Source organism: Microbispora sp. GKU 823, from assembly GCF_002027145.1.
Lineage (GTDB): Bacteria > Actinomycetota > Actinomycetes > Streptosporangiales > Streptosporangiaceae > Microbispora > Microbispora siamensis.
Window position 1 is genome coordinate 1 of sequence record NZ_MWJN01000005.1, and the last position, 26,791, is coordinate 26,791.

The 26,791-nt window shown below is 70.7% G+C and carries 27 protein-coding genes and 1 pseudogene; 13 read left to right on the forward strand and 15 right to left on the reverse strand.

The genetic code is table 11. The features are described 5' to 3' along the window. The 6 genes from B1L11_RS04215 to B1L11_RS04240 form a co-directional block, all read right to left on the reverse strand. Positions 1-632 (reverse strand): phosphoenolpyruvate-utilizing N-terminal domain-containing protein (locus B1L11_RS04215; RefSeq protein ID WP_372974646.1); only part of this gene is annotated, 632 nt, incomplete at its 3' end. A gap of 92 nt (positions 633-724) precedes the next feature. Next, the gene (locus B1L11_RS04220; RefSeq protein ID WP_079313265.1) at positions 725-982 is read right to left on the reverse strand and encodes an HPr family phosphocarrier protein; all 258 of its coding nucleotides are present in this window, start codon (positions 980-982) and stop codon (positions 725-727) included. 24 nt (positions 983-1,006) lie between these two features. After that, positions 1,007-1,645, reverse strand: coding sequence for an HAD family phosphatase (locus B1L11_RS04225; protein ID WP_179154971.1), 639 nt, complete (start codon positions 1,643-1,645; stop codon positions 1,007-1,009). A 7-nt stretch (positions 1,646-1,652) separates the two neighbouring features. Further along, positions 1,653-2,099: a PTS glucose transporter subunit IIA gene (locus B1L11_RS04230; RefSeq protein WP_079313267.1), complete on the reverse strand. Its 447-nt coding sequence runs from the start codon at positions 2,097-2,099 to the stop codon at positions 1,653-1,655. Between the two features lie 80 nt (positions 2,100-2,179). Beyond that, positions 2,180-2,416, reverse strand: a complete 237-nt coding sequence (locus tag B1L11_RS04235; protein ID WP_079313268.1) for a glucose PTS transporter subunit EIIB — start codon at positions 2,414-2,416, stop codon at positions 2,180-2,182. A gap of 33 nt (positions 2,417-2,449) precedes the next feature. Beyond that, positions 2,450-3,484, reverse strand: a complete 1,035-nt coding sequence (locus tag B1L11_RS04240; protein ID WP_079313269.1) for an SIS domain-containing protein — start codon at positions 3,482-3,484, stop codon at positions 2,450-2,452. 153 nt (positions 3,485-3,637) lie between these two features. Between B1L11_RS04240 and B1L11_RS04245 the strand changes: the two genes are divergently transcribed. The 3 genes from B1L11_RS04245 (at position 3,638) to B1L11_RS04255 (ending at position 6,463) form a co-directional block, all read left to right on the forward strand. Further along, positions 3,638-4,411: a GntR family transcriptional regulator gene (locus tag B1L11_RS04245; protein WP_079313270.1), complete on the forward strand. Its 774-nt coding sequence runs from the start codon at positions 3,638-3,640 to the stop codon at positions 4,409-4,411. Beyond that, complete coding sequence (locus B1L11_RS04250) at positions 4,408-5,742, forward strand: PTS transporter subunit EIIC (protein ID WP_079313271.1); 1,335 nt, start codon at positions 4,408-4,410, stop codon at positions 5,740-5,742. The genes B1L11_RS04245 and B1L11_RS04250 overlap by 4 nt, the downstream gene beginning before the upstream one ends. A gap of 352 nt (positions 5,743-6,094) precedes the next feature. After that, entirely contained in the window at positions 6,095-6,463 is a 369-nt protein-coding gene (locus B1L11_RS04255) for an Rv3235 family protein (RefSeq protein ID WP_079313272.1), read from the forward strand. A 50-nt stretch (positions 6,464-6,513) separates the two neighbouring features. On the opposite strand, the gene secA is transcribed toward B1L11_RS04255, so the two are convergent. Beyond that, positions 6,514-9,315, reverse strand: a complete 2,802-nt coding sequence (secA, locus tag B1L11_RS04260) for a preprotein translocase subunit SecA (RefSeq protein WP_079313273.1) — start codon at positions 9,313-9,315, stop codon at positions 6,514-6,516. 218 nt (positions 9,316-9,533) lie between these two features. Here secA and B1L11_RS04265 point away from each other — a divergent pair, with 218 nt between their 5' ends. The 3 genes from B1L11_RS04265 (at position 9,534) to B1L11_RS49720 (ending at position 11,082) form a co-directional block, all read left to right on the forward strand. Next, a complete protein-coding gene (locus tag B1L11_RS04265; protein WP_079313274.1) occupies positions 9,534-9,806 on the forward strand; it encodes an HGxxPAAW family protein in 273 nt (90 codons plus the stop codon). A 68-nt stretch (positions 9,807-9,874) separates the two neighbouring features. Beyond that, positions 9,875-10,963, forward strand: coding sequence for a winged helix-turn-helix domain-containing protein (locus tag B1L11_RS04270; protein ID WP_256862210.1), 1,089 nt, complete (start codon positions 9,875-9,877; stop codon positions 10,961-10,963). Beyond that, on the forward strand, positions 10,960-11,082 hold the full coding sequence (locus B1L11_RS49720) for a hypothetical protein (RefSeq protein WP_256862211.1): 123 nt from the start codon (positions 10,960-10,962) through the stop codon (positions 11,080-11,082). Before B1L11_RS04270 ends, B1L11_RS49720 begins: the two co-directional genes overlap by 4 nt. A gap of 46 nt (positions 11,083-11,128) precedes the next feature. Here the strand turns inward: B1L11_RS49720 and B1L11_RS04275 are convergent, their stop codons facing one another. The 3 genes from B1L11_RS04275 to B1L11_RS04285 form a co-directional block, all read right to left on the reverse strand. After that, positions 11,129-12,454 carry an alpha/beta hydrolase gene (locus B1L11_RS04275; protein ID WP_079313275.1) on the reverse strand — a complete coding sequence of 442 codons (1,326 nt, stop codon included), beginning with the start codon at positions 12,452-12,454 and terminating at the stop codon, positions 11,129-11,131. 236 nt (positions 12,455-12,690) lie between these two features. Beyond that, positions 12,691-13,395 (reverse strand): response regulator transcription factor, encoded by a 705-nt coding sequence (locus B1L11_RS04280; RefSeq protein WP_079313276.1) that lies wholly within the window; start codon positions 13,393-13,395, stop codon positions 12,691-12,693. Positions 13,396-13,663: 268 nt separating this feature from the next. Then, a complete protein-coding gene (locus tag B1L11_RS04285) occupies positions 13,664-14,023 on the reverse strand; it encodes a hypothetical protein (RefSeq protein ID WP_079313277.1) in 360 nt (119 codons plus the stop codon). Positions 14,024-14,117: 94 nt separating this feature from the next. On the opposite strand from B1L11_RS04285, the gene B1L11_RS46460 reads away from it, so the two are divergent. From B1L11_RS46460 to B1L11_RS04295, 3 genes are read left to right on the forward strand one after another with little or no spacing between them, the layout of a single operon-like run. Beyond that, positions 14,118-14,411 (forward strand): hypothetical protein, encoded by a 294-nt coding sequence (locus B1L11_RS46460; protein WP_179154972.1) that lies wholly within the window; start codon positions 14,118-14,120, stop codon positions 14,409-14,411. After that, positions 14,336-15,697 (forward strand): alpha/beta hydrolase, encoded by a 1,362-nt coding sequence (locus B1L11_RS04290; RefSeq protein WP_179154973.1) that lies wholly within the window; start codon positions 14,336-14,338, stop codon positions 15,695-15,697. The genes B1L11_RS46460 and B1L11_RS04290 overlap by 76 nt, the downstream gene beginning before the upstream one ends. Beyond that, entirely contained in the window at positions 15,694-16,167 is a 474-nt protein-coding gene (locus tag B1L11_RS04295) for a hypothetical protein (RefSeq protein ID WP_143736940.1), read from the forward strand. Before B1L11_RS04290 ends, B1L11_RS04295 begins: the two co-directional genes overlap by 4 nt. A 103-nt stretch (positions 16,168-16,270) precedes the next feature. Here B1L11_RS04295 and hpf read toward each other — a convergent pair whose 3' ends face one another. The 5 genes from hpf to mtrA form a co-directional block, all read right to left on the reverse strand. Further along, the gene (gene hpf / locus B1L11_RS04300; RefSeq protein WP_079313280.1) at positions 16,271-16,936 is read right to left on the reverse strand and encodes a ribosome hibernation-promoting factor, HPF/YfiA family; all 666 of its coding nucleotides are present in this window, start codon (positions 16,934-16,936) and stop codon (positions 16,271-16,273) included. 526 nt (positions 16,937-17,462) lie between these two features. After that, a complete protein-coding gene (locus tag B1L11_RS04305) occupies positions 17,463-18,185 on the reverse strand; it encodes a ComF family protein (RefSeq protein ID WP_079313281.1) in 723 nt (240 codons plus the stop codon). Between the two features lie 43 nt (positions 18,186-18,228). Continuing rightward, positions 18,229-19,905, reverse strand: a complete 1,677-nt coding sequence (locus tag B1L11_RS04310) for an LpqB family beta-propeller domain-containing protein (RefSeq protein WP_143736942.1) — start codon at positions 19,903-19,905, stop codon at positions 18,229-18,231. Positions 19,906-19,985: 80 nt separating this feature from the next. After that, positions 19,986-21,725, reverse strand: a complete 1,740-nt coding sequence (mtrB, locus tag B1L11_RS04315) for an MtrAB system histidine kinase MtrB (RefSeq protein WP_079313283.1) — start codon at positions 21,723-21,725, stop codon at positions 19,986-19,988. A gap of 16 nt (positions 21,726-21,741) precedes the next feature. Then, positions 21,742-22,419 carry an MtrAB system response regulator MtrA gene (gene mtrA / locus B1L11_RS04320; protein WP_030509347.1) on the reverse strand — a complete coding sequence of 226 codons (678 nt, stop codon included), beginning with the start codon at positions 22,417-22,419 and terminating at the stop codon, positions 21,742-21,744. 282 nt (positions 22,420-22,701) lie between these two features. Here mtrA and B1L11_RS04325 point away from each other — a divergent pair, with 282 nt between their 5' ends. The 4 genes and pseudogenes from B1L11_RS04325 to B1L11_RS04340 all read left to right on the forward strand — a co-directional run bounded on the left by B1L11_RS04325 (position 22,702) and on the right by B1L11_RS04340 (position 26,790). Next, a complete protein-coding gene (locus B1L11_RS04325; RefSeq protein ID WP_143736944.1) occupies positions 22,702-24,021 on the forward strand; it encodes a glycerophosphoryl diester phosphodiesterase membrane domain-containing protein in 1,320 nt (439 codons plus the stop codon). Next, positions 24,018-24,656, forward strand: a complete 639-nt coding sequence (locus B1L11_RS04330) for a DUF4129 domain-containing protein (RefSeq protein WP_256862212.1) — start codon at positions 24,018-24,020, stop codon at positions 24,654-24,656. The genes B1L11_RS04325 and B1L11_RS04330 overlap by 4 nt, the downstream gene beginning before the upstream one ends. After that, positions 24,653-25,732, forward strand: a complete 1,080-nt coding sequence (locus B1L11_RS04335) for a DUF4350 domain-containing protein (protein WP_143736946.1) — start codon at positions 24,653-24,655, stop codon at positions 25,730-25,732. The genes B1L11_RS04330 and B1L11_RS04335 overlap by 4 nt, the downstream gene beginning before the upstream one ends. A gap of 91 nt (positions 25,733-25,823) precedes the next feature. Further along, a pseudogene (locus tag B1L11_RS04340) lies at positions 25,824-26,790 on the forward strand (AAA family ATPase). Position 26,791: the final 1 nt, after the last annotated feature.

The window sequence follows — 26,791 nt, forward strand, 5'->3', positions numbered from 1 at the left end:
CGGGGTGCCGGGGCGATCGCGGTCGCGCCGGCGCAGCCGACGACGGCGGGCACGCCCATCGAGCGGGCGAGGATCGCCGTGTGGCTGGTCGGCCCGCCCTGCTCGGTGACGAACGCGGCGACCACGTCCTTCGACAGCAGCGCGGTGTCGGCCGGGGCGAGGTCCTTGGCGATGAGCACGAACGGCTCGGCGGCGCTGGCCGGCACGCCCGGCATGGGCAGGCCGGTGAGCACGGCGATCACCCGGTCGCGGATGTCGTCGAGGTCCGCCACGCGCTCGGCCAGGTAGCCGCCGGCCGCCGCGAGCAGGTCCCGATACTTGCCGAATGCGTCGAAGACGGCGCGCGGGGCGGCCACACCCCGGTCGATGAGCTCGCCGACCTCCATGGCCAGGCTCGGGTCGCGGGCCATCAGCGCCTGCGCGCCGAGCACCTCCTGGGCCTCGCCGCCCGCCCTGGCGCCCCTCGCCTCCAGGGCGGCGGCCACCTCCTCGACCGCCCGCTCGGCGCGGGCCCGTTCGGCGGCGGCGTCGCCGTCGTGGCGCGCCTCCTTGTCGGGCTCGGGGATCTCACCCGCGAGCACGTGGGCCGGGCCGTACCCGGCCCCGGGGCTGACCCCGGTACCGGCAAGCACAGTAGTACCGGGAAGCACAGTGCCGGCCGACGACCGCGCGCCGTTGTCGTCCCCCGCCGTCGTCCCCGTCTTCTCCTGCCCGTCCACTGGCGTCAGGAGGCCGAGGCGATCTGGGCGAGCTCGTCGAGCAGCTCTTCGGCGCCCTCGCCCTCCGCGCTGATCACGATCGACTCCCCCTGCCGTACGTCGAGCGCCAGAACCGACAGGATGCTCTTCGCGCTCACCGGCGAACCGCCCGCCTTCGCGATGGTGACGTCGAAGGGCACCTTCGCCGCGGTCTGCACGAACGTCGCCGCCGGGCGCGCGTGCAGCCCCACCTCGGACGCGACGCTGACTGTGCGTTCGGCCACGTTTCCTCCTCCTGCAGCGGTGGTCTAGACCGCCGGTAGTTCCGTCAAAGGCCAGTCAATACCCGACATATCGGGTATTACCAGATCCGCGTGCGAGAGTTCATCCGGATGATGGGTGGTGGCCACCGCAACGCAGGTCATACCCGCGGCCCGAGCCGCGGCTATCCCGGCGAGCGAGTCCTCGAACACCACGCATTCGGCCGGATCCACCGCGAGCAGGTCGGCCGCCATGAGATAGCCGGACGGGTCGGGCTTGCCCACGGTCACGTCCTCAGCGGAGACGATGGTCCGTACCACCTCCACGACGCCGATGTCGGTGAGCCGCTCCACCGCCCACCATCGCTGAGCCGAGGTGACCAGGGCCAGCGGAGCCCCCTGCTCCGCGACCCGGGACACCAGTTCCGCCGCCCCCGGGACCGGCACGATGCCGGGCAGGTCCGGATGGTCGTAGTAGGAGCGGATCTCCTCCATCACGACCTCAGGATCCATTCCGGGCAGCACCTCGGGGATCACGTCCACCCCGCGCCTGCCCATGACGCGCCGCAACAGCGTCTCGTCGTACGTGATGCCGCGGTCGTCCAGGAACATCCGCCACAGGGCGCGGCTGCGGACCTCGGTGTTGACCAGGGTGCCGTCGAGATCGAAGAGCGCCGCCTCCGTCACCTGAGCATCACGACCACTCGAACAGCGGGTCACCCGCGGCCACGCCGCCCTCGGCGATCTCGCCGACCGAGCCCGCCACGGCGTCGAGCGCCACCACGGGGCAGACCGGCGAGCGCCCGCCGGCCTCGACCGTCGCGGGGTCCCAGGCGACGACGGGCTGCCCGGCGCTGACGCGGTCCCCCTCCGCCGCGAGCAGGCGGAAGCCCTCGCCCTTGAGTTGCACGGTGTCGATGCCGAGATGCACCAGCACGCCCCTGCCGTCGTCCCCCACCACGACGTACGCGTGCGGGTGCAGCTTCACGATCGTGCCGTCGATCGGGGCCAGGGCCTCGACGGGCTGCCTGAGGGGGTCGATCGCGGTTCCCGGGCCGACCATCGCCTGCGAGAACACCGGGTCCGGTACGGCGGCCAGGCCGATGGCCGCCCCCGCGACCGGGGCGAGAACAGTCGTCAATGAAGAGCCCTTCCCTGAGATCCGGGCAGGCGTCGCCACAGGTCCGCCGAGACCGGCGGACCCGCGACGATCTCCCGGGTTCAGCCGATGATGTCCTCGATGTCGCTGGCGATGGTGTCGGCCTCGGGGCCCACCACGACCTGGACGACGTTGCCCGCCGCCATCACTCCGTGGGCGCCGGCCGCCCTGAGCGCGGCCTGGTCCACCTTCGAGGCGTCGTGCACCTCGGTGCGCAGCCGGGTGATGCACGGCTCCACTTCGATGATGTTGTCGGCGCCACCGAGCCCGGCGATGATCGCCTCGGCGTCTGCAGCCATGGGGGTCCTCCTGTTGTTCGGCCGGTCTGTCGGTCAGTCGGTCTGCGTGACCTTCTTCAGACCGCGGGGGGAATCGGGGTCGATACCGAGCCTGCGCGCGAGCGCCTCGGTGAGCAACTGCCCGGGGACGATCAGTCCCAGCGGAGCCACCCACTCGGGCAGGTCCGGACCGTTCAGGGCGGCGGTCGAGGCGGAGGCGAGCCGTTCGCCGCCCCCGACGCCGAAGGCGGCGGCGCCCGCGCCGGTGACCCGCTCGGCCAGCGCGACCGTGCCCGCCAGGGTCGGGCCCTGCCCGGCCGCCACCAGGATCGCCGGGGTCTCGGCGTCCACGACGGCGATCGGGCCGTGCAGCAGGTCGGCGTACGACAGGCCCATGGCGTGCAGGTAGCACGCCTCCTTGAGCTTCAGCGCCAGCTCCAGCGCGGTCGAGAAGGCCAGGCCGCGGCCGGAGACGACGACGCCGGGCTTGTCGGCCAGGCCCTCGACCACGGCGTCCAGGTCGCCGGGGTCGGAGATCAGCTTCTCCACCGCGTCCGGCACCCGGCGCAGGTCGTCGGGGTCCACGTCGGCGCCGAGGCCGATCGCGAGGACGGCCAGCGCGGCGAGCTGGGTCGTGTAGGTCTTCGTGGCCGGGACGGCCTTCTCCTCGCCGGCGAGCGTGCACAGTGCGAGGTCGGCGGCCTGGGCCAGCGGCGACTCCTCGCCGCCGTTGGTGATCGCGACGGTCTTCGCACCGCAGTCCTTCGCCCACTGGAGGGTGTCGACGATCTCCTCCGTACGGCCGGACTGGGACAGGCCGACGGCCAGCACCCCGTCGAGGTCGAGCTTGCGGCGGTAGGTGGTGGCCACCGAGGGGGCGCCCATCGCGGCCATCCGGCCCGCCCGCGCCTCGATCAGGTAGCGGCCGTAGACCGCCGCGTTGTCCGAGGTCCCGCGGGCGACGAACAGCAGGTGGCGGGTGCCCCGCGCGACCGCCTCGACTTCGCCCGTCCTCGGAAGGAGGGCGTCCAGCGTCGCCCGAATCGCGGCGGGCTGCTCGGCGATCTCACCGCGCATCCTGGTCGTCATCGATGATCATCCTCTGCTTGGCGAGATTTGTCCGTTATCGATCCGTCGCCGGCCCATACATTGACACACATTTCCCGGCTGTGGTCTAGTCCGGACTAGACCAGTAAGAACCTTAACTTATTCGGACGATCCAGAGCGAGAGGGGAGGGATCAGTGGCCCAGATCGATCCGGCCAGCCCGGTGCCCAAGTACTTCCAACTGCGGGAAATCCTGCTCGATCTGATCGAGAACAACGAGCTGCCGATCGGCGCGGCGATCCCCTCCGAACGTGACCTGAGCCAGCGCTTCGACCTGTCCCGTATGACGGTACGGCAGGCCGTCGACCACCTGGTGTCCGAGGGCCGGTTGCACCGGGTCCCGGGCAAGGGCACGTTCGTGGCCCGCCCGAAGATCGAGCTGGCGCTCCAACTCACCTCCTTCACCGACGACATGCGGGCGCGCGGCATGGAGCCGGGCTCCCGCGACCTGGACCGGCGGGTGGTCCGGGCCAGCGCCCACCTCGCACGGCAGCTCGGCATCCAGCCGGGAGACGCCGTCCACTTCATCGAGCGGCTGCGCACGGCGGACGGGGAACCGCTGAGCATCGAGCGCGCCCACATCCCGGTCGCGCTCGCACCCGATCTCGATGCCTACGACCTGACCGGACGATCCCTGTACGCCCTGCTCGAGTCGCGCTACGGGCTCGTGATGGACGCCGGGGAGCTGACCATCGACGGCGGCCTCGCCGATCCGAGCGACGCCGACCTGCTCAAACTCCCCCGTGGCGGGGCCGTCCTGCTGCTGCAGCGCCGGTCCTTCGCCGGCGGGGTATGCGCCGAACTCGGCGTCTCCACCTATCGCGCCGACCGCTACCAGCTCCGGACGCTCCTCGGAGCCCCGGCCACGACGCCTCTAGTAGTCCCCCCATCCTGGAGGAACACCCGATGAGTTCCACCTCCGCCGACGCGGGCCTGCCCGCAGCACCTTCCAGCCAGAACGCGCTGATGACCGCGCTGTCCCGCATCGGCCGTTCCCTGATGCTCCCGATCGCGGCGCTGCCCGCCGCGGCTCTCCTTCTCCGGATCGGCCAGGACGACCTCCTCGGCCGTACGGACAACGCGACACTCGACAAGATCGCACAGGTCATCGGCGGCGCGGGCGGCGCCCTGTTCGACGCGCTGCCGCTGCTGTTCGCGGTGGGCGTCGCAGTCGGCTTCGCCCGGCGGGCCGACGGCTCGACCGCTCTGGCGGCCGTGGTCGGCTACCTCGTCTGGGACCGGGTCACGCACCTGATGTTCTTCGACGCCTCCGCGGACGCGGCGGTGCACAAGAAGGTGGCCCAGACGCTCGTGGGGGCGGACGGCAAGCCGGCGGAGGCGCTCAACCTCGCGGCGGCCAACCCGACCGGAGTGCTCGGCGGCATCCTCATGGGTCTCGTCGCGGCCGTCCTGTGGCAGCGGTACTACCGGACGAAGCTGCCCGCCTACCTGGCCTTCTTCGGCGGCCGCCGCTTCGTGCCGATCCTCACCGCGCTGGCCGGGCTCGTCCTCGGCGTCGTCTTCGGCCTGATCTGGCCGCCCATCGGGCAGGGGCTGACCAACTTCGGCGACTGGCTCGCCGGCAACTCCACGCTCGGCGCGGGAATCTACGGCGTCGTCAACCGCGGCCTCATCCCCTTCGGCCTCCACCACTTCGTCAACTCGATCGTGTGGTTCACCGTGCCGGAGTGCACCGTCGGCGCGACCCACGCCGCGGGCGACCTGAACTGCTACTTCGCCGGGCAGGACGGCGCCGGCGCGTTCATGGCGGGCTTCTTCCCGGTCATGATGTTCGGCCTGCCGGCCGCCGCGATCGCCATGTGGCGGGCCGCGCCGCCGCACCGCCGCGCCACCGTCGGCGGCATCATGATCTCCTCCGCCCTCATTTCGTTCGTCACCGGCATCACCGAGCCGATCGAGTTCGCGTTCATCTTCGTGGCCCCGATCCTGTTCGCCGTTCACGCACTGCTCACCGGCGTCTCGATGGCCCTGGTCGCGGCACTCGACGGCCGGCTCGGCTTCGGGTTCTCCGCGGGCTTGATCGACGCCGGCCTCAATGCGTCCAAGGACAACACGCACAACTTCTTGCTGATCATGCTGATCGGCGTCGTCTACTTCGTCCTCTACTACCTGATCTTCAGCTTCCTCATCAAGAAGCTGAACATCATGACGCCCGGTCGCGAACCCGAGCCCGACGTGGACTCCGGGGAGAGCGCCGACACGGCGCGTGCCCGCGCCTGACGCGTCAGGTCCCCCTCTCAGGGAGCAGGGGCGCCCGGTGATCCCGGGCGCCCCTGTTGTGTTTCCCGCCATTGCGGATGCTGCTAATTGCCGATCAACCCGTGCTCAAATCCGAGGCGGCCACGCCAACCCGGAGGAATCTTCCCGGACGAACGGCGGCACAAAGGCTCGCGACTCGGCAAAGTTGGCGTTTCCCCGTATCAGGGCGGCTGACCGCAACCTCTATTAGGCGTCAGATTCACGGCGCACGAGAGCGGAGTCCCCCGATGCCCAAGCCCGTCCCCCCTGCCACGGCTCGCGTCCGTCCCCCCCGGCCGATCCTCCGTACGACGAGCGTGACGGCGGCGGCCACGTGACGCGTCCCGGCACGTACGGCGCGCTCGCCCTGGCACCCGTGCCGCGCCGTACGGGCACGCCCACGGACGAGCGCCGCCTGCGGGGGCTCGGCCAGGCGCTCGCGGAGATCCTGGCGGGCCGCAGGCGCCGGAGACCGTCCAGGACCGGCTCGACCGAGCGGGCCTACCGCGAACTGGTCCGGGCCGGGAAGATGATCGACACCGAGCGGCCGCCGCTGACGGGCCTTCCCCACGTGCAGCGGCCGCGTGACGGCGTGATCGAGATGTGCCTGCTCGTCCACTGCGGGCCGCGCAGCCGCGTGCTCGCCGTACGGCTGGAGCGGCAGGGCGTGCAGTGGCTGGTCACCGAGTTCGAGACCGCATGACATGCGAAGGACCCCACCGGAACGGCCGGCGGGGTCCTTCTCACGTCACGTCACGCCTGCTGGTTGCGCGGGTCGCCGTGGCAGCGCTTGAACTTCTTGCCCGAGCCGCAGGGGCAGGGCGCGTTGCGCTCGGTGTCGCCGTACGCGGCGCGCTGCTCGGGGGTCGACCGCACCCGGCTGACCTCCACGTCGCCGCTCTCGCCCGGCGCGGTGTAGACCATCTCCGTCGGCCGCGACGGCTGCCGCAGCGCCCGGGCGATGATCGAGCCGGTCTCGGAGAGCGCCGTGTCCTCCTCGGCGTTCTCCTCGACGATCGGGTTGGCCTGCACCTCGACCTCGAGGTTGAACAGGTAGCCGACCGACTCCTCCTTGATGCCGTCGAGCATCGCGGAGAACATCTCGTAACCCTCGCGCTGGTACTCGATCAGCGGGTCCTTCTGGGCATAGGCACGCATGCCGATGCCCTCCTGGAGGTAGTCCATCTCGTAGAGGTGCTCGCGCCACTTGCGGTCGAGCACCGAGAGGATGACCCGGCGCTCCAGCTCGCGCATCGCCTCGGCGCCGAGCTGCTCCTCGCGGCGGTCGTAGGCCGCGAACGCGTCCTCCTTGACCTTCTCGGCGATGAGCTCCGCCGTCAGCTCCTCCCGGTCGCCGCCGGCCTGCTCGATGAGCTCGTCGACGGTGAAAGAGATCGGGTAGAGCTGGCCGAACGCCTTCCACAGCTTCTCGAGGTCCCACTCCTCGGCGAAGCCCTCGGCGGTGGCGCCCTTGACGTAGTCGTCGATGACGTCGCCGACGAAGCCGCGCACCTGCTCGTGCAGGTCGGCGCCCTCCAGCACCCGCCGCCGCTCGGCGTAGATCACCGTGCGCTGGCGGTTCATCACCTCGTCGTACTTCAGGACGTTCTTGCGGATCTCGAAGTTCTGCTGCTCGACCTGGTGCTGCGCGGAGGCGATGGCCTTGGAGACCATGCCCGACTCGATCGGCACGTCGTCCGGGATGTTGAGCCGCGTCATGATCATCTCGACCCTGGCCGAGTTGAACAGCCGCATGAGGTCGTCCTCGAGCGACAGGTAGAAGCGCGACTCGCCGGGGTCGCCCTGACGGCCGGAACGGCCGCGGAGCTGGTTGTCGATGCGCCGCGACTCGTGCCGCTCGGTGCCCAGCACGTAGAGCCCGCCGAGCTCGGTGACCTCCTCGTGCTCGGCCTTGACGGCCTCCTTGGCCTTCTCCAGCGCCTCGGGCCAGGCCTTCTCGTACTCCTCCGGAGTCTCGGACGGCGACAGGCCGCGCTGCTGAAGCTCCAGGTCGGCGCGGAACTCGGGGTTGCCGCCGAGCATGATGTCGGTGCCTCGACCGGCCATGTTGGTCGCCACGGTGACGGCGCCCTTACGGCCCGCCTCGGCGACGATCGCGGCCTCACGGGCGTGGTTCTTCGCGTTCAGCACCTCGTGCGGGACGCCCTGACGCTTGAGCATCCGCGACAGCTTCTCGGACTTCTCGACGCTGGTGGTGCCGACGAGGACCGGCTGGCCCTTCTCGTAGCGCGCCTTGATGTCCTCGACGCACGCCTGGAACTTGGCGTCCTCGGTCTTGTAGACGACGTCGGGCTGGTCCTTGCGGATCATCGGCCGGTTCGTCGGGATCGGGACGACGCCCAGCTTGTACGTCTGGTGGAACTCGTTGGCCTCGGTGGCGGCCGTACCGGTCATGCCGGCGAGCTTCTCGTAGAGGCGGAAGTAGTTCTGCAGCGTGATCGTGGCGAGAGTCTGGTTCTCGTCCTTGATCTTCACGCCCTCCTTGGCCTCGATGGCCTGGTGCATGCCCTCGTTGTAACGACGGCCGTGCAGGACGCGCCCGGTGAACTCGTCGACGATCAGGACCTCGCCGTCGACGACGATGTAGTCCTTGTCCTTCTTGAACAGTTCCTTGGCCTTGAGGGCGTTGTTGAGGAACTGCACGAGGTGGGTGTGCTCGGGCTTGTAGAGGTTGTCGATGCCGAGCCAGTCCTCGACCTTCTCCACACCCGCCTCGAGGATGCCGACGGTGCGCTTCTTCTCGTCGACGACGTAGTCGCCGGTGCTCTCCTCGCCGTCCTTGCCCTCGGTGCCGCGCCGCAGCCTCGGCACGATCTTGGCGAACTCCTGGTACCACTTGCCCGACTGCTCGCCCGGGCCGGAGATGATGAGCGGGGTCCTGGCCTCGTCGATCAGGATCGAGTCGACCTCGTCCACGATGGCGAAGTTGTGGCCGCGCTGGACGCACTCCTCGATCGACCACGCCATGTTGTCGCGGAGGTAGTCGAAGCCGAACTCGTTGTTCGTGCCGTACGTGATGTCGGCGTTGTACTGCTTGCGGCGCTCCTCCGGCGGCATGTTGGCCAGGATGACCCCGACCTCCAGGCCCAGGAAGCGGTGGACGCGGCCCATGGTCTCGGCGTCGCGCTTGGCCAGGTAGTCGTTGACCGTGACGACGTGGACGCCCTTGCCGGAGATCGCGTTGAGGTAGGCGGGAAGCGTACAGGTGAGCGTCTTGCCCTCACCGGTGCGCATCTCGGAGATGTTGCCCATGTGCAGGTTGGCGCCACCCATGAGCTGCACGTCGAAGTGGCGCTGCCCGAGGACCCTGCGGGCGGCCTCGCGGACGGTCGCGAACGCTTCCGGCAGCAGGTCGTCGAGGGACTCCCCCTCGGCGTGACGCTGCTTGTACTCGGCGGTCAGCGCGCGGAGCTCGGCGTCGGACAGGCTCTTGAAGTCCTCTTCGATGGAGTTGACCTGCTCGGCGATGCGCTTGAGCTTCCGCAGAGTCTTGCCTTCGCCGGCGCGAAGGATCTTGTCGAGAATGGCTGGCACTTTTAGTAAAGCTCCTCGCAGGTCTACCCCGGCCGATCACCGGGGTGTGAGGACGAGACATACTTCCCCGCTAGCCATCGTAGGCGGTTCCCGTACCAGACACACCCACCTGCAATCGACGGAGCGCCGCGGCACAATCGCATATCTCAAAGGGGAAAACCGCCCCCAAGGTTCCCCCGATGTTCCGACCACCTCCGCCATCAGGTAGAAAACGGGGTATGGCACAGAGCGGACACCAGGGCAGCCACGCGGGAAGCGCCAAATCTTGGCTCGCCGTCATCATCATCCTCATCGGCTTCACGTTCGGGGGTGTGGCGCTGACCCTCGGGCCGAACTGGCTCTTCGTCTGGATCGGCGTGGGCATCTGCGCCGTGGGCGGGCTGCTCGCGCTCGCGTTCGACATCTTCTCGGACGTGATCGTGGACGCCCCCCGGCAGGTTCCGGTCCAGGAGCACCACTCGCCGTTCGAGCACCGGTCCATCACCTCCTGAGGCCTTCCAGGCCCGCGCCCCAACCGCCGTAAGCGTTTTGTCGGTCACGGCGTCTAGCATCTCTGGCTGTGACCGACCTGACCGCCGACGAGGCCCGCAGGATCATCCTCCGGGCCCAGGGTTTCCTCGGCGCCACCGCCCGCGGCGGCGGCGTTTCCGCCATGCTGCGGCGCGTCGGCGCCGTCCAGCTCGACACCATCTCCGTCCTCGCCCGCTCCCACGAGCTCGTCGCGTACGCGCGCCTCGGGCCGGTCGGCCGCTCCGTGGTCGAGCGGGCCTACTGGGACGATCCCGCCCGTGCCTTCGAGTACTGGTGCCACGCCGCCTGCATCCTGCCCATCGAGCAGTGGCCGCTGTACGCCTTCCGCCGCCGCGCCTACCGGGAGCGGCGCTTCCGCTGGCACGAAGTGCCGCCCGTGGTCGACAAGGTCCTGGAGCAGGTGCGCTCGGACGGCCCGATCACGACGGCCGACATCGGCGGCGCCAAGAACGGAGGCCCGTGGTGGGACTGGTCGGACACCAAGATCGCCATCGAGTTCCTGCTCGACATCGGTGAGGTCGTCTGCACCCGCCGCGTCGGCTGGCGGCGCGTCTACGAGCTCGCCGAGCGCGCGGTCCCGGCGGACCTGCTCGCCCAGGACCTGTCCGACGACGAGTGCGTGACCCGGCTGACCACGATCGCCGGGCGGTCGCTCGGCGTGGCGACCAGGGCGGACCTGGTCGACTTCACCCGCGTCAAGGGCGGGCACGCCGCCATGCTCGACGAGGCGCTGCTGAGCGGCGCCGCCGGCCTCGTGCCCGTACGTGTGTCTGGCTGGCCCGCACGGCGCGGCGCCGGCGCGGACGGGCCGAACGCCTGGGCGGACCCCGCCGCGCTGGAGAGCGAGCCGCGCGGGCGGCACCGCACCACGCCGCTGTCGCCGTTCGACTCGCTCATCTGGGAGCGGGCGCGGGCCGAGCGCGTGTTCGGCCTCAACCACCGCCTGGAGGCGTACGTGCCGAAGGACAAGCGGGTGCACGGCTACTTCGCGATGCCGGTGCTCGCGGGCGGGCGCATCATCGGCCGGTCGACCCGGCCCGCGAGGGCGCCACGCTGGTCGCCCGGCAGGTCGGATTCAAGCCGGGCGGCGGCCGTGCCAGGGCCGTGGAGGCGATGAGCGACGCCCTGTGGGAGGCCGCGAGCTGGGTCGGCTGCACCGACGTGCGGGTGGAGCGGGTCGGCACGCCGGACCTGGAGGCCCCGCTGCGCGCCGCTGTGGCCCGCGGCCCTCTCTAGGCCGGCGCAGCCGGGCGTGCCGTCGACCGCAGGGGCGACAGCCCGGTCACGGCGGACCCTCGTACCCCGCCGGCGGCGCGGCGGCGGTGTAGGAGGGAAGAGGCAAGGGCCGATGGGTGAGGAACGCCGTGATGGCGGCCACCACCGTCGTGTTCCCATCGTGGTAGACGTTGTGGCCGGCGCCGTTCACGTAGATCAGCCGGGAGTTCGGCAGCAGATCGCGGTACGTCGTGGCGGAGCGCCAGGACAGGTAATCGCAGGAGCCCTTGATGATCAGCGTCGGCGTGGGCAGGCCGGCCAGCGCCGGGCGGGGGTCGCTCGGCCGGGGGGCGGTCGCCGACTGCGGGTACTGCATCGCGTAGAAGCCGGTGCCCTGCACGGGCCGCTCCGCAGGCATCGCGCCCCGGCAGTACAACGCCGGCCGGGCCAGTTCGAGCACAATGTCGTTACGGGCGTCGGCCTCGGCGTCGGGCAGGAACGCGTGCGCCGCGGCCGGATTCACCTGCAGCAGGAGGTAGCCGAGCAGCGAGCGCGGCTGCAGCAGGGTGCCGTAGAGCTGCGCCTTGCGGGCCGGGTCGAGCCGGCCGCTGACCAGGTTGACGCTGGTGTCGGCCGGATCCAGCGGCCCGGGAGAGGTCAGGACCAATCCGGCGACACGGTCAGGATGGGCGGCGAGGTATCTCGCGGCGATCTCACCGCCGTTTGAGTGGCCGATCAGGATGACCTTGGACAGTCCGAGTCGGCTGCGCAGGCCTTCCAGGTCCGCCACCGCGCGTCCGCGGGTGTAGCCGCGCGGATCGTCCAGCCGCGTCGAGCCGTCGGTGCCGAGCTGCGCGTAGAGGTAGACATCGAATCCCTGGTCGGTGAGGGAGGCGAACGCTTTGGCGTTGTCCTGCAGTTCCGGCACGCCCGGGCCCCCGTGCACGACGACGATCGGCGAGCGGCTCGCCCCGCCGCGTGCGGGCAGCTTGATCACGGTGAGCGTGGACCCGGTGGACACCTGGACCGGCGAGGCGCCGGCCATGGCCGTGGCGGGCGACGGGGGCGCGGGCGCCAGGGCCGCCCAGGCGAACACCGCGCCGGGCACCAGCGAACCTGCCGTGAACGCCACCCGTCGTGCCGTGCGCCGGTGTCCGGGCGACACCCGCCTCGCCGTGACAAGCACTGCGCCGGCGTAAGCGACGGCCAGGAAGACGATTGCCGCGGCGGTCATGGAAAGGATCGGCACAGGGGTGACGACGGCGGCCGCCAACAGCACGGCCAGACCGCACAACCCCGCCCCGGCGGTGACGGCGGCTACGGCCAGGCAGGTCACCAGCCGCGATCGTCGCCGAGACGTCGGCCGCGATCCCGGCTCAGCGCTCTCGTCCATGGTCTCCTGGGTCACGGAGCCACAGTCAATCCCAACCCCGGCTCCGCGCGCCTCAGGGAAAAACCTGAACGTCCCCCTGAAAAAGCCTGAATGATCAAGGCTGACGCGGTCGCCCCGCTGCCCTGCACCGGCCCGCACCGCGACGACCCGGCGCTCACCTCCCGCCGGACCGGGGCGACGGCGGCCCGGGTCCACCTACGTCAGGCTCCCTCGGCGGCCCCTTCGGGTCGCCTCGGTCAGGTGATCTCCAGCAGCCGTTCGCGCACCGCGTAGACCACGGCCTCCATCCGGGAGTGGAGCTGGAGCTTCTCCAGGATGTTGCGGACGTGGTTCTTCACCGTGTTCTCGGAGATGAACAGGTCCTTGGCGATCTCGCGGTTGTTCATGCCCTTGGCGACGAGGCGCAGGACCTCCATCTCCCGCTCGGTCAGGCGGGGGACCGGGAGCTGAGGGGGCCGCTCGGCCTCCTTGCGGCTCATGTTCGCGAACTCGCTGATCAGCTTGGCCGCCATGGCGGGGTTGATGAGCGACTGGCCCTCGTGGACGCCGCGCACGGCGTCGGGCACCTCGTCGATCTGGACGTCCTTGAGCAGGTAACCGGTCGCACCCGCCTTGATCGCCTCGAAGAGGTCCTCCTCCTCGTCGCTGACGGTCAGCATGATGATCCGGGTGCTCGGCACCGACTCCTTGATCTTCCGAGTCGCGCCGATACCGTCCAGCTTCGGCATGCGGACGTCCATCAGGACCACGTCCGGCATCAGCCGGTCCGCGAGCTCGACGGCCTCCTTGCCGTCGCTCGCCTCGCCTACCACCTCGATGTCCGCCTCCGCGGCCAGCGCGAGCTCAAGGCTGCGGCGGATCAACGCGTGATCGTCGACGATCAGCACACGAATCGGCTCACTTCGACCGGCTGCTCGGGCCGCCTCGTCGGGTCGGGTCACGGAACCTCCTTGCGGGGGTCAAGGACGCTGTCGCTCCGCCCGGCGAACCGTGGCGGTCAGCGCGCTGATCGCCATCATGGCACGGTTCCGGAACCGGTGCGGATCTTCATCGAGGCGTTACTACCCCCGGCACCAGGACATACCTGGGCGAACAACACCTGATGCGGCACGCGCCCTTCCTCCTCACGATAGGTGCCCGCACCCTCCGATTCATGCACTCCGCTTCGATGCCGCAGGCTTGTGTCCGGCGTCGTACGGCCCGGCTCCGTCAGAGGACGCCGTACCGGGAGAGCACGTCCGAGACAACGGGACCCACCGGGCTCATCTGACGGAGGACCCCTCTCAGCACATCCTCTGGAGACAGCGGCTGCGGGATCCCCGGCGTGAGCGTACGCGGGACGGCCGCCGCCGCATCTCTGAGTAGCACGGCCCGCTCTCGCAGGCTGCTGCTGACCGTCCCGGTGCCGCGCCGCATCGCCCCCAGCTCGGCCTGCACTCGGTCCCGATGCGGGCCCTTCCACCGCATCCGGTCCATCAAGGCGCTGATCGGCTGAAGCACTTCATCAATCGCCTCGGCCAGATCCTCATGTTCATGCGCCAATCGGCTCAAATCATCATGCAGCGACATCCCCGTAATCCCATCCGATCGAGTCGGGCGGTGTGAGAATACTTCCACATTGTGTAAAGACGGGCTAGGTTCTAGTCCCGTGGAGCCGGAACGGGTGGTCGACGCCGACGATCTGGAACGACTGGCCAAGCTGCTCACCGACAAACGACAACTGGCGGAGCAGTACTACGCACGGGCATGCCGACTTGTGGGACAGGCCCAGGCCACCCCGCTGGCGGCCATGCTGCGATGGGCCGGGGAAACCGCCACAGAACTGGGCAACCGCGCCGCGATCGCCCGCTCCGCGGAAAGGGCGGAGACCCATTCGGCGCGTTGTCGGAATTCGGCCTCACCACTGCGATCGGCACAGTTTCCGGCCAGGATAGAACACGGCTCAAAAAAGACCTAAAATCAGTCATCGATCGCAGTGCGACAGCCCGTCCGGAACAACGCACAGAGGCGATCCGTCAATTCTTCGCAAAACTGACCGCGGCCGAACGAGCCTCGCTCGCCATCGAACAGCCCGACGTCGTCGGGCGCCTGGACGGCGCTCCGGCCACAGTGCGCTACGCCGCCAACCGGCTCCTGATCGAGCGCGCCCTCGCTCATGAACAGAAGGACCTGGCCGCGTTGAAGGCCAGCGACCCGAAAAATCCCCAGGTGACACTCCTGGAGAAGCGGGTGGCCCGCATGGCGGAATTCCTCCAACCCCGGGTGACCGGCGACGGCCGGTCCGTGCCGCGCCAGTTCCTGCTGTTCGATCCGGCCGGCGACGGCCGCGTCGCGGAGGTCTTCGGCGACCTCGCCAAGGCCAAACACGTCGCCGTCATGGTGCCGGGCATCACCAACCGACTCGACAACTACGACAGCATCGCGAACGATGCGGTGGCTCTCTTGAAGGATCGTGCCTCTGGTGGGGAACTCCCGGAGAGCGCCGTCATCACCTGGCTCGGATATGACACACCCGAGTTCGGCGACTCGGTGCTGCCCACGAAGGCCAAAGCAGGGGCTCCGGCTCTTCATTCGTTCCGGGCGGGGCTGGAGGCGGTCAAGGGGGCGAAGTTCGCGCTGTTCGCCCATAGTTACGGCACGCTGCTGTCCAGCAAGGCCCTACAGGAGGGGACCCCGTTCGACTCGGTCGTGTTCATGGGGAGCCCCGGGCTCGGCCCCACCATCAAGAGCGCGGCCGATCTCAAGCTTAAGCCCGCCACCCAGGTGTTCGCCATGCGTGCCCCGGGCGACTGGGTCTCCTACACGGAAGCACACGGCAGGGATCCCGCGGAGATGGCCGACATCCGACGGCTGGCCACCGGCCGATCGTCCGGTCACTCCGAGTACTACATACCGAAGAACACGAGCTTGGATAATCTACAGACCATCCTCACCGGTGACGGGTGTGTTCAGACCTTCATGGGGTCGCCGAAGCTGGATGACGAGCAGTTCGGCGCCGCCAACGTACGGGTCCTGGTCAAGGAACTGCAGAGCAGGGTTCCGCAATGGAAGGCGGGCGAACTCGCCACGGCGTTCGAGCCGATTATCAAAGGGGTAATGAACGGCGGCACGGACATACCCACGCTCGTTGCCCTGACGACGAAAACGCTCGCCGACTCCGGCCTCGGCGGCTACTTCGCCTCACAGGACATCGCACAAATCGTCGGCAGGTCCCTCACGGAAGCCGGACCCAATCAGAGATGACCTTCCCGCTCAGGCTTCGCCTCCTCGCCGCAGTCTTGGCCCCGCTCGCGCTTGTGAGTGCCTGCACAAGAGAATCGGAGATGAAAATGACCCCTGGGGAGTCTCGGCAGGTCTTCATCGCCGAGGCCAAGGCCATCATCCAGGCAGTCTTCCCCGACGCCGACCCTCTCGTCGTCGTACAGGTGAAGGACGCACCCTGCGGTGGGCCAGTCGGCACCGAACACACCAGCGTCAAAAGCGCCATCAATGTCCACAGCGACGCAACCGACAAGAACCTCAACCCGGACGACGTGTTCCAGAAAGTCCTCACAGTGCTGCGCCAACGCGGCTGGACCATCAACTACAGCCATACTCGCGTAGCCGGCGCCGAACACGCAGGTGTGGGCGGCATCAGCGCCGGAGTGGGAGAGTCACCCGTCGGAATCAACATCTTCGGTGACACGGAATGTGTGAAGAACCCCCGCGAGTAACCTGACCTCAGTTTCCCTGATCCTGTCTCCGGGTGCCCATAAATGGGCCATGCGAGACGTGGGCCGGGCCCCGCCGGGCGGGGCGGCCACGGAGGGCGAGGTGCTAGCTCTCTACGAGCCTGAGAACTCCGTAGTCGTAGCCACGGCGCCGGTAGACGACGCTGGGCTGGCCCCCTTCCTTGTCCCGGAAGAGGTAGAAGTCGTGACCCACGAGCTCCATCTCGAGGAGCGCCTGGTCGATCGTCATGGGGTCGGCCTTGTGGAACTTCTCGCGTACGATCAGTGGTCCTTCGCCGTCCATCTCGATGGGCACGATGGGCTCGGAACTCTCGGCCCGCCCTCCGGCGGTCTCCGCCGGGATCTCGGCGACCGGCTCCGGCTCCTGCCGGACGGTCGTGATCACCCCCTGCGCGCCCTCCGTCACCGCGGTGAGCTCTGCCATCGAGGGAGGGCAGTTCTTCCCGTGATGGATCTTGCGGCGATCGGCGAGCCGCCTCAGCCGCTCCTCCAGCTTGCCGATGGCTATGTCCAGCGCCGAGAACCGGTCGTCCGCGCAGGCCTCCGCGCGGATTGCTGGGCCCCGCGAGTGGATCGTCAGCTCCACCCGTTCACGCTGCCCGCTCTGCCGGTGATTGGGCTCCTTCGAGACCTCTACGTCGATCTGGATGAGCTTGTTGTTGAGCTTCTGGATTCTGGCCAGCTTGGACGTCACTTGATCGCGGAACCGGTCACCCACAGTGGTGTGCCGTCCCTTGACGATGATTTCCACGCAAAGCCCCCCTTCGCACATCGACGGTGGTGCACGCGCTCCTGGACACCCGTCCGGCCGACCTGGTCTTCGTCCCCACATCCGCCTGCTGAGGGGTTCGCAGCTCACTCGCCACTACTGCCCTTCTCCTCTTACGGGGGACATCTGGACCCCCGGGAGGGCAGGACTTACCTCTAAGCCGCACCGTGATCGGTCGACCAAGAGTCGCCTTACGTGGGCCGTTTCGCCTGCGGCTGGCATCGGCTAGCCAGGCCGGACCCCACGAGGGAGTCGGCCCGGCGCAACCACGGACCCGAACGGGTGCCATGTCTGAACGCTAGTCGCTACCGCCTCGAATGTCAGCCAGGAGATCGGCTAAACGATCACTTTGCGTGATCCCGGTTGCCGTCTCGCCGCCGGAAAATTCGTGGTCATATTCTGGGAATCCCCGCAACCGCGGCATCCACACCTGCATTGAGCAGGGAAGTCGCCGCGAACCAGGCCGATAGCCGCGCCCCGGCGGGAAGCCGCGAACTTGCCCCAGTCTTTACGGTGAGTAATGTTCACCAATCCGGCGTCTCCGGCGTGTCGCGGCTACGGTCACCGCCGCGGACGGCTCCGCCCCGGCGGCACGCAGCGCCCTGGCCGCCTCCGCCAGCGTCGTCCCCGTCGTGACGACGTCGTCCACCAGGACCACGGCGACGGCCCCAGGACCGCGCCCAGCGGCCCGTAGCCGCGCCACCGGGCCCGGCACGGCCTCGAACGCCCCGGACAGGTTGACGGCCCGCTCCGCCGATCCCAGCCCCGCCTGGTCGGCGACGCGCCTGCCCTGCCGCAGCAGGGGCGCGAGGACGGCGGGCCGGCCTCGCCGGCACAGCTCGCGGGCCGCCGCCGCGGTGAAGGCGCGGACGGGGTCGTGTCCCCGGCGGCGGGAGGCGGCCCGGGCGCTCGGCACCGGCACCAGCCACACCTCCCGGTACGCTCCCCCGCCCGCCGCCCACGCGGTCACGCAGGCGCTCACGGAGGCCGCCAGGACCGGCACGAGGGCCGTACGGCCGCGTTCCTTGCAGGCGAGGATCATCCGGCGGGCCGCGCCGTCGTAGGCGGTGGCCGACCAGCAGTCCGGCAGGCCCGCAGGCGGCGGGTCAGGCGGGCGGGGAGCCGGTTCCCGCAGCAACTCGGCCGTGCAGGACGGGCAGGCCGAAGCGCCCGAAGCGCCGCATCCGGCGCAGCGGGGCGGGAGGATCAGATCGAGCAGGGCGGACGGCACGCCCTCAGGATGCCGCCCGGCACCGACAATCCACGTCGCGCGGTCAGCCGAGGGGATAGACGGGGTTGGTGGCGCCGTTGTCGGCGCGCGGGGTCCAGGCGTGCTTGTCCACGCTGTAGGTGAGCACCTGGCCCTCGTCGGCCGCCGCGAGGACGTGGTCGGGGACGGCGGCGATCGACTTGATCTTCGAGTCGAGTTTGATGGGGCCGTCGTTGGGGACCACGCCCTCCATCACCGACCAGGTGGCGAGCTCCTGACCGCTGCTGCCCTCGGACAGCACGAGCAGATCGGCGGCGTCCTGCCAGGCGATGTCCTTGATCTTCCGCGCGTCGCGCGGCTCGATGAGCGACCGTACGGACTCGATCCGCGTCTGCTGGCCGTTGCGGACGATCGTGCCGATCTTCACGGAGGTGCCGAGTCCGTCGTCGACGATCGCGGCGATCCGGGCTCCGTCGCGGGAGACCCGCAGCTCGATGATCCGCCCGTACGACAGGTCGTCGTCGATGTCCACGCGGCGGGCCCGGCCGTTCTCGGCCGTCCAGACCCGGCTCTCGTGCGGGTTCACCCTCTCGGCCGACCAGACGGCCCCGTAGCGGTCCCAGGAGGGCGGGCTCATGTCCCCGCCCGCGATCCACCGCTGCCACTGGCTGTTCGGGGTCATCGGGGCGACGTAGACGCCGTCGCCGTTGACCAGGGCGGCCACGAGGGGCGGGAACTGGTTGGTGTTGGAGACGGCCGGCTGGGAGAACTTCCCGGCCTGCTCGCCGGCCGCGCCCGGCACCGGCGTGCCGTCGCCCTTCTCCTTGAACTGCAGCAGCCTGCCGCCCTGCATGTAGTACGCCTGCAGGGAGCCGGCCAGCACGTTCGGGTCGTACCGCGCGTAGTCGGCGGGCCGGAACCGCATCCCGGACTCGCCGTTCACGCGGATCTCGACGGTCCGGCCGGTGACCAGTTCGCCGAGCGTCCACACGAGCTGCGCCTTCAGCGCGTCGAGGCGGTCGGTGGGCACCGACTCCAGCTCCGAGGAGAAGTCGAGCACGACCGTGTCGCCCTCGACGGTGATCCGGTTGAGCCGGGTGCCCGGCGGGAACGCGCTGCTCACCGCGTTCCTGATGGACGAGGTCGGCCCGGCGAGCAGGCGGCGGACCAGCGTCTCGGGCACGCCCCTGCTGGGTTCGATCGGCACCCACACCCGGTCGGCCACGAGGCCGATCTCCCGGGTGGCGGGCGGGTAGTAGAGGTCTACTTTCCGGTACGCACGCCACAGGTCGTCGTACGACAGGAGGCGGGCGTCGGGCGGCACGTCGATCCGCCACTCGCCGTTCTGCTTGACCAGCGTGAACGGCTCGACGAGGTTGCCGGCGGCCGGGGTGGACCTGCCCTCCGCGTCGATCGTGGCGACCGCCGTGCCCTTCAGCGTCACCGTCGTCCGCGTGGCCTCCTGGAGATTCTGCGCGCGGTCCGACTCGATCTTGCCCTCGTAGATGCGGGTCTGCCGCCACGGGTTCCAGTGCTTGGCCGCGCCCGGGGTGAGGTACTCCCTGGCGATGGTGAGCTCGGAGTCGTCGAAGGCCGCCATGGCGGCCTGGAAGCCCTTGACGATGTCCTCGGGCGGGGCGCCCTTCTTGGGCGGGGTCGCGATGAGCCGCACGTACGGCTGGCTGAGCGTGTCCTTGCCGTGGTCCTCCTGGGCGGCGCGGGGACTGCCGCTCGTGGGCACGGTCGGCGCACCCGGCCCCGCCGGAGACCAGGACGAGCGCCGCGCCCGCGGCGGCGGTGAGACGGCGGGCGCCGAGCCGCTCACTCCGCATCGAAGGCCCCCGCATCCACGTTCTCCCGCGCCCTCGGCGCCGTCTCCGCCGGCGCCGGGGTCAGGACCGGTGTCGTATGGCCGCGCCACGTGCGCCGCATCTCGACCTCCGGCGGCACGAGCGGCAGCGGCGATCCGCGCAGCGGGGCCCCGGCCACGCGCGGCAGCGACAGGCGGAACTGGCTGCCCTCCCCCGGCGCGCCCCACGCCTGGAGCCAGCCGCCGTGCAGCATGGCGTCCTCCCGCGAGATCGCCAGGCCGAGCCCGGTGCCGCCGATGGTCCGGGCACGCGAGGGGTCGGCCCGCCAGAAGCGGTCGAACACCATCGTCTCCTCGCCCGGCTTGAGGCCGACCCCGTGGTCGCGTACGGCCACGGCCACCGCGTCGCGGTCGGCGCCGAGCGTGACGACGATGTCCTTGCCCTCGCCGTGCTCGATGGCGTTGAAGAGCAGGTTGCGCAGGATGCGCTCGACCCTGCGGCTGTCCACCTCGGCCATGCACGGCTCGTTGGGCAGGCGCAGCTCGAACCGGGTGGCCTGCCGCTCGGCGAGCGTCTCGGAGTCGCCCACCGCGCGCAGGACCACGTCGCGCATGTCGACGGGCTCCAGGTCGAGGGTGGCCGCCCCCGCGTCGTAACGGCTGATCTCCAGCAGGTCGGCGAGCATCGACTCGAAGCGTTCGAGCTGGTTCTGCATGAGCTCGGCGGCCCGCGCGGAGGCGGGGTCGAAGTCCTCGCGGCCCTCGTACAGCAGGTCGGCGGCCATGCGGACGGTCGTCAGCGGTGTGCGCAGCTCGTGGGAGACGTCGGAGACGAACTGCCGCTGCACCTGGGAGAGCTCCTCCAGCTGGTGGATCTTCACGGCGAGGTTGGACGCCATCTCGTTGAACGACGTCGCCAGCCGGGCGAGGTCGTCCTCGCCGCGCACCTTGAGCCGCTCCTCCAGCCGGCCGGCGGCGAGCCGTTCCGCCGCCTGGCGCGCGAGCCGTACGGGGGTGACCACCTGCCGGGTGACCAGCGAGGCGACGCCGGCCAGCAGCAGCACGAGCGCGGCTCCCGCGCCGAAGACCATCTGCTGGACCGTGAGCAGCGTCTTCTCCTCGTCGCCGAGCGGGAAGACGTGGTAGATCTCGTAGGTTCCGTTCACCCGGCCGCCGACGACCCAGGCGCTCTCGGGCTGCTTCGCGCCGATGTACCGGATCTTCACGGTCTGCACCCAGAGCGACTGCTCCTCGCTGCTCTGGACCTTCGCGCGCAGCAGGGCCGGGATGCTCGACCAGTCGACCTGACCGGACGCCCGGCCCTCGCCGACCGAGCCCTCGTTGAAGATGACGACGTCGTAGCGGCCGCCGGAGCGGTCGGTCAGCGCCTTGGCGGCCGCGTCGACGGGGTTCACCGTCTGCCCCTGGGCGGTGCCGTCCTGCGAGATGTCGGTCGAGTCCGCGGGCTGCGTGAGGTAGCCGCTCGCGGTCGCGATGTTCGCCCGCGACTCCTCGACCGCGGACACCTCGGTGCTGGTCAGCACCGAGGCGACGATCGACTGCATCAGGAAGACGCCGAGGACGACCACGACGGCCATCGACAGCACCAGGGTGCTGGTGACGACGCGAAGCTGGAGCGAGCGCCGCCAGGCGTGCCGCAGCCGGCCCGCGAGGCGGCGCGCGCGCCTGCGGACCCCGCGGGCGATCTGCCCCGGGGTCCGGCGACGGCGTTTCCTCGCGGAGACCGGCATGACGGTGACGTGCGGCTTACGCCGGGCCGGCCTTGTAGCCCACACCCCGGACCGTGACGACGATCTCCGGGTGCTCGGGGTCCTTCTCGATCTTCGCGCGCAGACGCTGGACGTGCACGTTCACCAGACGGGTGTCGGCGGCGTGCCGGTAGCCCCAGACCTGTTCGAGCAGCACCTCGCGGGTGAAGACCTGGCGGGGCTTGCGGGCCAGCGCGACCAGCAGGTCGAACTCCAGCGGCGTGAGGTTGATGGTCTCCTCGCCGCGCTTGACCGAGTGGCCGGCCACGTCGATGGTGATGTCGCCGATCTGCAGGATCTCCGGCGTGGGCTCGTCGGTGCGGCGCAGTCGGGCGCGCACGCGGGCGACGAGCTCCTTGGGCTTGAACGGCTTGACGATGTAGTCGTCCGCGCCGGACTCCAGGCCGAGCACCACGTCGATGGTGTCGCTCTTGGCCGTGAGCATCACGATCGGGACCCCGGACTCGGCGCGGATGCGGCGGCAGACGTCGATGCCGTCGGCACCGGGGAGCATCAGGTCGAGCAGGACGAGGTCCGGCCGGGTGTCCCTGAAGGCGTCGAGCGCCTTGTCGCCATCGGACACGAACGACGGCTCAAAGCCCTCCCCGCGCAAGACGATGCCGAGCATCTCGGCGAGAGCGGCGTCGTCGTCGACGACCAGCACGCGTCCTTTCATGGCCCCTCATTCGTACGCGTATGGGAGATTTGGGCGTTTGTCACAGTTTCCCCCGCAGGCTACCGTGGCCACCGCTTTGGTGTTACACGACCACGACAGAGGTTGGAGTTTAGGCGCAGCAGACGAAGCGCGCGATTATCTGACCAGATGCGGTCACACCGGCGGGAATCCCGTGGTGCGGTCACGTTCCAAGTGTGCGCCCACACCCCCGTTTCGGCCATCCCCCAACAGCCCTCCCGTACGGCCGCGCGGCACGCGCGTACATCATGCCAGGATTGGGACATGACAGACGGCCCCGGCTCCACCCCCGACATGCCCTCCGGCTGGGCGGCCGAGCAACCTCCCCCGTACGGCGGGGCCGCCGGGGCGGCCGGGCCCTCCTGGGCCTCTCCCGGCGCCGGCGCGCCGCAGGGCGCGAACCCGTCCGCTTCGTACCCGTCCACCCCGCCCCCGTCCACTCCGTACGCGCCCTATGCGGGCGGGCAGTACGGGTACCGGGCGCCGGACGCGCCCCGGCCGGGCATCATCCCGCTGCGCCCGTTGACGCTCGGCGACATCCTCGACGGCACGATCAAGCTGATCCGGTCGAACCCCAAGGCCACGCTCGGCCTGTCGGCGATCGTGGCGGCGGTGACCGGAATCCCGGCCGCGATCGGGCAGGCCATCTCGTTCGGCTCGATCGGCGACCTCATGGCCGACCCGTACGCCACCGACGCGGTGAACGGGCCGCTCGCCGGAGTGGCCGCGCAGTACATCGGGGCGATCATCAGCTACATCATGACGTTCGTCGGCACCACGATCCTCACGGGCGTCCTCACCCGGGTGCTGGGCCGCGCGGTGTTCGGCGGGCGCATCACGGTGGGCGAGGCGTGGCGGCTGGCGCGGTCGCGGGTGCCCGCGCTCTTCGGGCTGGTGCTGCTGCAGGCGCTCATTCTCCTGCTGCCGTTGCTGGCGCTCGTCGCGGTGCTCGTGAGCCTCGCGGCGGCCAACGCGTTCGACGGCACGGGGAACGCCGGCGCGGGGGCCGCGGTCCTCGTCGTCCTGCTGTTCTTCGCGGCCTACGTCCCTTATCTGCTGTTCTTCTACACGCGCCTGTCGCTGTCGGCCCCCGCCATCGTGCTGGAGGGCCGCGGGGTCACCGACGCCATGAGCCGGTCGTGGCGGCTGGTGAAGGGCGACAGCTGGCGGGTGCTCGGCATCCTGCTGCTCACCGCCATACTCGCGGCCATCATCAGCAGCGTGCTCGCGATCCCGTTCACGTTCGGCGGCTCGCTCATCGGGATGCTGAGCGGCGGCACCGCCGGCGGCACCGCGATCGCGGCGCTCCTCCTGGCGGTCGGCCAGGTCATCGCCTCCATGATCACTTATCCCTTCCAGGCGGGCGTGGCCGGGCTGCTGTACGCCGACAGGCGGATGCGGGCCGAGGCGTTCGACCTCGTGCTCCAGACGGCGGCGGCGCAGAACCAGTCGCAGGGCTGGGTCCACGCCGGGGTCGACGACCTGTGGCACCCCAGCTACGCCGCCGGGACGGGACCGGGCTCCGGGCCGTACCACGGGGCTCCGCCGTACGGGCCGTACGGGCCGTACGGGCCGCAGGCGTGACGACCGTGCGGGCGGCGGCGCTGCTCGCCTCGCCGGTCGACGTCGGCCGCGACCAGGCCGCGCGGGAGGCCGCGCGCGAGCTGTCCGGGGCGGGCTACCAGCACGAGGCGCTGGTCGACCGGCTGCAGCGGGAGATCTCCCAGTTCCTCGGCGATTTGATGAGCGGCGGCGGGACGGGCGGGGGCGGCGTGACGTCGCTCGTCGTGATCGCCGTCGTCCTCGCGGTCCTGGCCGTGCTGCTCCTGTGGGCCCTGCGCCGTTTCTCCGGCGGCCGGCGTACGGCGAGCGGCGCCGTTTTCGGGCAGCGTGAGCGGACGGCCGCCGAACATCGCGCCGAGGCCGAACGCCTGGCGGCCGAGGGCGGCTGGGCCGGGGCCATCCGGGAGCGGCTGCGCGCGATCGCCCGCGAACTGGAGGAACGCGCGATCGTCAGCCCGATGCCGGGCCGTACCGCCGTGGAACTGGCCGAGGTCGCCGGGCAGGCGCTGCCGCCCCACGCGGCGGACCTGCGCGCGGCGGCACGCCTGTTCGACGACGTGACCTACGGCGGGGCGGGCGGCACCCGGGAGGGCTACCTGACGCTCACCGCCCTGGACGAGCGCCTGCGGTCGGCCCGCGCGGGCGTGGCCGCATGACCGCCGTGACCGGCCCGGCGAAAGCCCGCAGCCGAGGACGGCAGACGGCCTGGGCCGCGCTGCTGGTGGTGCTCGTGCTGGTCACGGCGGTGCTGCCCCTGCTGCTGACGGGAGGCCAGTCCGGCGGCCGCACCCTCGATCCCGACGACACCTCGCTGAACGGCAGCGCCGCACTCGCCCGGCTGCTGGAGGCGCACGGGGTGGAGGTGACCCGGGTGGAGACCCCCGGCGCGGCGGTGGCCGCCGCCGGGCCGCACACCCTGCTGCTGGTCACCGAGGCGAGCTTCCTGGACCGCGCCGCCGCCGGTCGCGTCTCCGCGGCTTTCGGCGACCGGCTCATCGTGGGCTTCGTGCCGTACCTCGACGTGCTCGCCCCCGGCGTACGCAGGCAGGGCGAGGCGCGCACCCGGTCCCGGGCCCCGGAGTGCGCGCTGCGGGAGGCGGTGCGGGCCGGCAACGCCTACACCGGGGGCGTGTCCCTCACCGGGCCGTCGGGGGCCACGGGCTGCTACCCGGCCGGCGACGGGCACACCATGGTCCGCTACACGCTGGACGGGCACACGGTGACCGTGCTGGGCGACGCGTCGTTCATGACCAACCTGCGCCTCGCGGAGGACGGCAACGCGGCGCTCGCGCTGAACCTCGCCGGGGCGCGGCAGAAACTCATCTGGCTCGCCGAGCCCGACGACCCGGCCGAGGCGGGCGGTCCCGGCGACCCCGGCGAGGGGGCGGACGGGCAGGCCCGCTCGCTCGGCGACCTCATCCCCCGCGGCGTGAAGTGGGCGGTCCTCCAGCTCGCCGTCGCGGTGGCCCCTGGCCGCCCTGTGGCGAGGGCGCAGGCTCGGGCCCGTCGTGGCCGAGCGCCTGCCCGTGGTCGTGCGGGCCGCGGAGACCGTGGAGGGGCGCGGACGCCTGTACCGGTCCCGCCGGGCCAGGGACCGGGCCGCCCTCGCGCTGCGGGCCGCCGCGGCCGACCGGCTCGCCCCCCCGCCTCGGACTGCCCCGCACCGCGACCGCGGAGGAGGTCGCCGTCGCCGCGGCCACGCGCACCGGCCGCGACCCTGAGCCGGTGCTGACGCTGCTGTGCGGCCCGCCGCCCAGTGACGACACCGCGCTGGTGACCCTCGCCGCCCACCTGGACACACTCGAAAGGCAGGTACGAGATTCGTGACCACACCTGAATCGGACGCGGACGCCGCCCGCGAGGCGCTCGCGGCGCTGCGGGCGGAGGTGGCCAAGGCGGTCGTGGGCCAGGACCCGGTCGTCACCGGCCTGGTCATCGCGCTGCTCTGCCGGGGTCACGTGCTGCTCGAGGGCGTGCCCGGCGTGGCCAAGACCCTGCTCGTACGCACGCTGTCGGCCACGCTCGCGCTGGACTTCAAGCGGGTGCAGTTCACCCCCGACCTGATGCCGGGCGACGTCACCGGGTCGCTGGTCTACGACGCCAGGACGGCGGAGTTCGAGTTCCGCGAGGGGCCGGTCTTCACCAACCTGCTGCTCGCCGACGAGATCAACCGCACGCCGCCGAAGACGCAGGCCGCCCTGCTGGAGGCGATGGAGGAACGGCAGGTCAGCGTCGAGGGCTCGGCCCGCGCGCTGCCGGACCCCTTCATCGTCGTGGCGACGCAGAACCCCGTCGAGTACGAGGGCACCTACCAGCTCCCCGAGGCGCAGCTCGACCGGTTCCTGCTCAAGCTGACCGTGCCGCTGCCGCCGCGGGAGCAGGAGATCGCCGTCCTCGAACGGCACGCGCTCGGCTTCGACCCGCGCGACCTGACGGAGATCAAGTCCGTGGCGTCCGCGGCCGACCTCGGCGGCGGGGCGCCGGGCGGTCGCGCAGGTCCGACGCGGGCGCGAGGTGCTCGGCTACATCGTGGACGTCGCACGGGCCACCCGGCAGTCGCCCTCGCTCCAGCTCGGCGTCTCGCCGCGCGGGGCCACCGCCCTGCTGGCCGCCGCACGGGCGTGGGCGTGGCTGTCGGGACGGTCGTACGTGACGCCGGACGACGTGAAGGCCCTGGCGCGGCCCGCCCTGCGCCACCGGATTGGGCTGCGCCCGGAGGCCGAACTGGAGGGTGCCACCCCGGACGGCATCCTGGAGGGCATCCTGGCCGCCGTCCCCGTTCCCCGGTGAG

Coding starts and splice junctions, on each gene's coding strand:
- B1L11_RS04240 (WP_079313269.1), bottom strand. CDS start 3,484: ATGACGACCAGGATGCGCGGTGAGATCGCCGAGCAGCCCGCCGCGATT.
- B1L11_RS04250 (WP_079313271.1), top strand. CDS start 4,408: ATGAGTTCCACCTCCGCCGACGCGGGCCTGCCCGCAGCACCTTCCAGC.
- B1L11_RS04265 (WP_079313274.1), top strand. CDS start 9,534: ATGGCACAGAGCGGACACCAGGGCAGCCACGCGGGAAGCGCCAAATCT.
- B1L11_RS04275 (WP_079313275.1), bottom strand. CDS start 12,454: ATGGACGAGAGCGCTGAGCCGGGATCGCGGCCGACGTCTCGGCGACGA.
- mtrA (WP_030509347.1), bottom strand. CDS start 22,419: ATGAAAGGACGCGTGCTGGTCGTCGACGACGACGCCGCTCTCGCCGAG.
- B1L11_RS04285 (WP_079313277.1), bottom strand. CDS start 14,023: ATGTCGCTGCATGATGATTTGAGCCGATTGGCGCATGAACATGAGGAT.
- B1L11_RS49720 (WP_256862211.1), top strand. CDS start 10,960: ATGAGCGACGCCCTGTGGGAGGCCGCGAGCTGGGTCGGCTGCACCGAC.
- B1L11_RS04295 (WP_143736940.1), top strand. CDS start 15,694: ATGACCTTCCCGCTCAGGCTTCGCCTCCTCGCCGCAGTCTTGGCCCCG.
- B1L11_RS04235 (WP_079313268.1), bottom strand. CDS start 2,416: ATGGCTGCAGACGCCGAGGCGATCATCGCCGGGCTCGGTGGCGCCGAC.
- B1L11_RS04325 (WP_143736944.1), top strand. CDS start 22,702: ATGACAGACGGCCCCGGCTCCACCCCCGACATGCCCTCCGGCTGGGCG.
- mtrB (WP_079313283.1), bottom strand. CDS start 21,725: ATGCCGGTCTCCGCGAGGAAACGCCGTCGCCGGACCCCGGGGCAGATC.
- B1L11_RS04335 (WP_143736946.1), top strand. CDS start 24,653: ATGACCGCCGTGACCGGCCCGGCGAAAGCCCGCAGCCGAGGACGGCAG.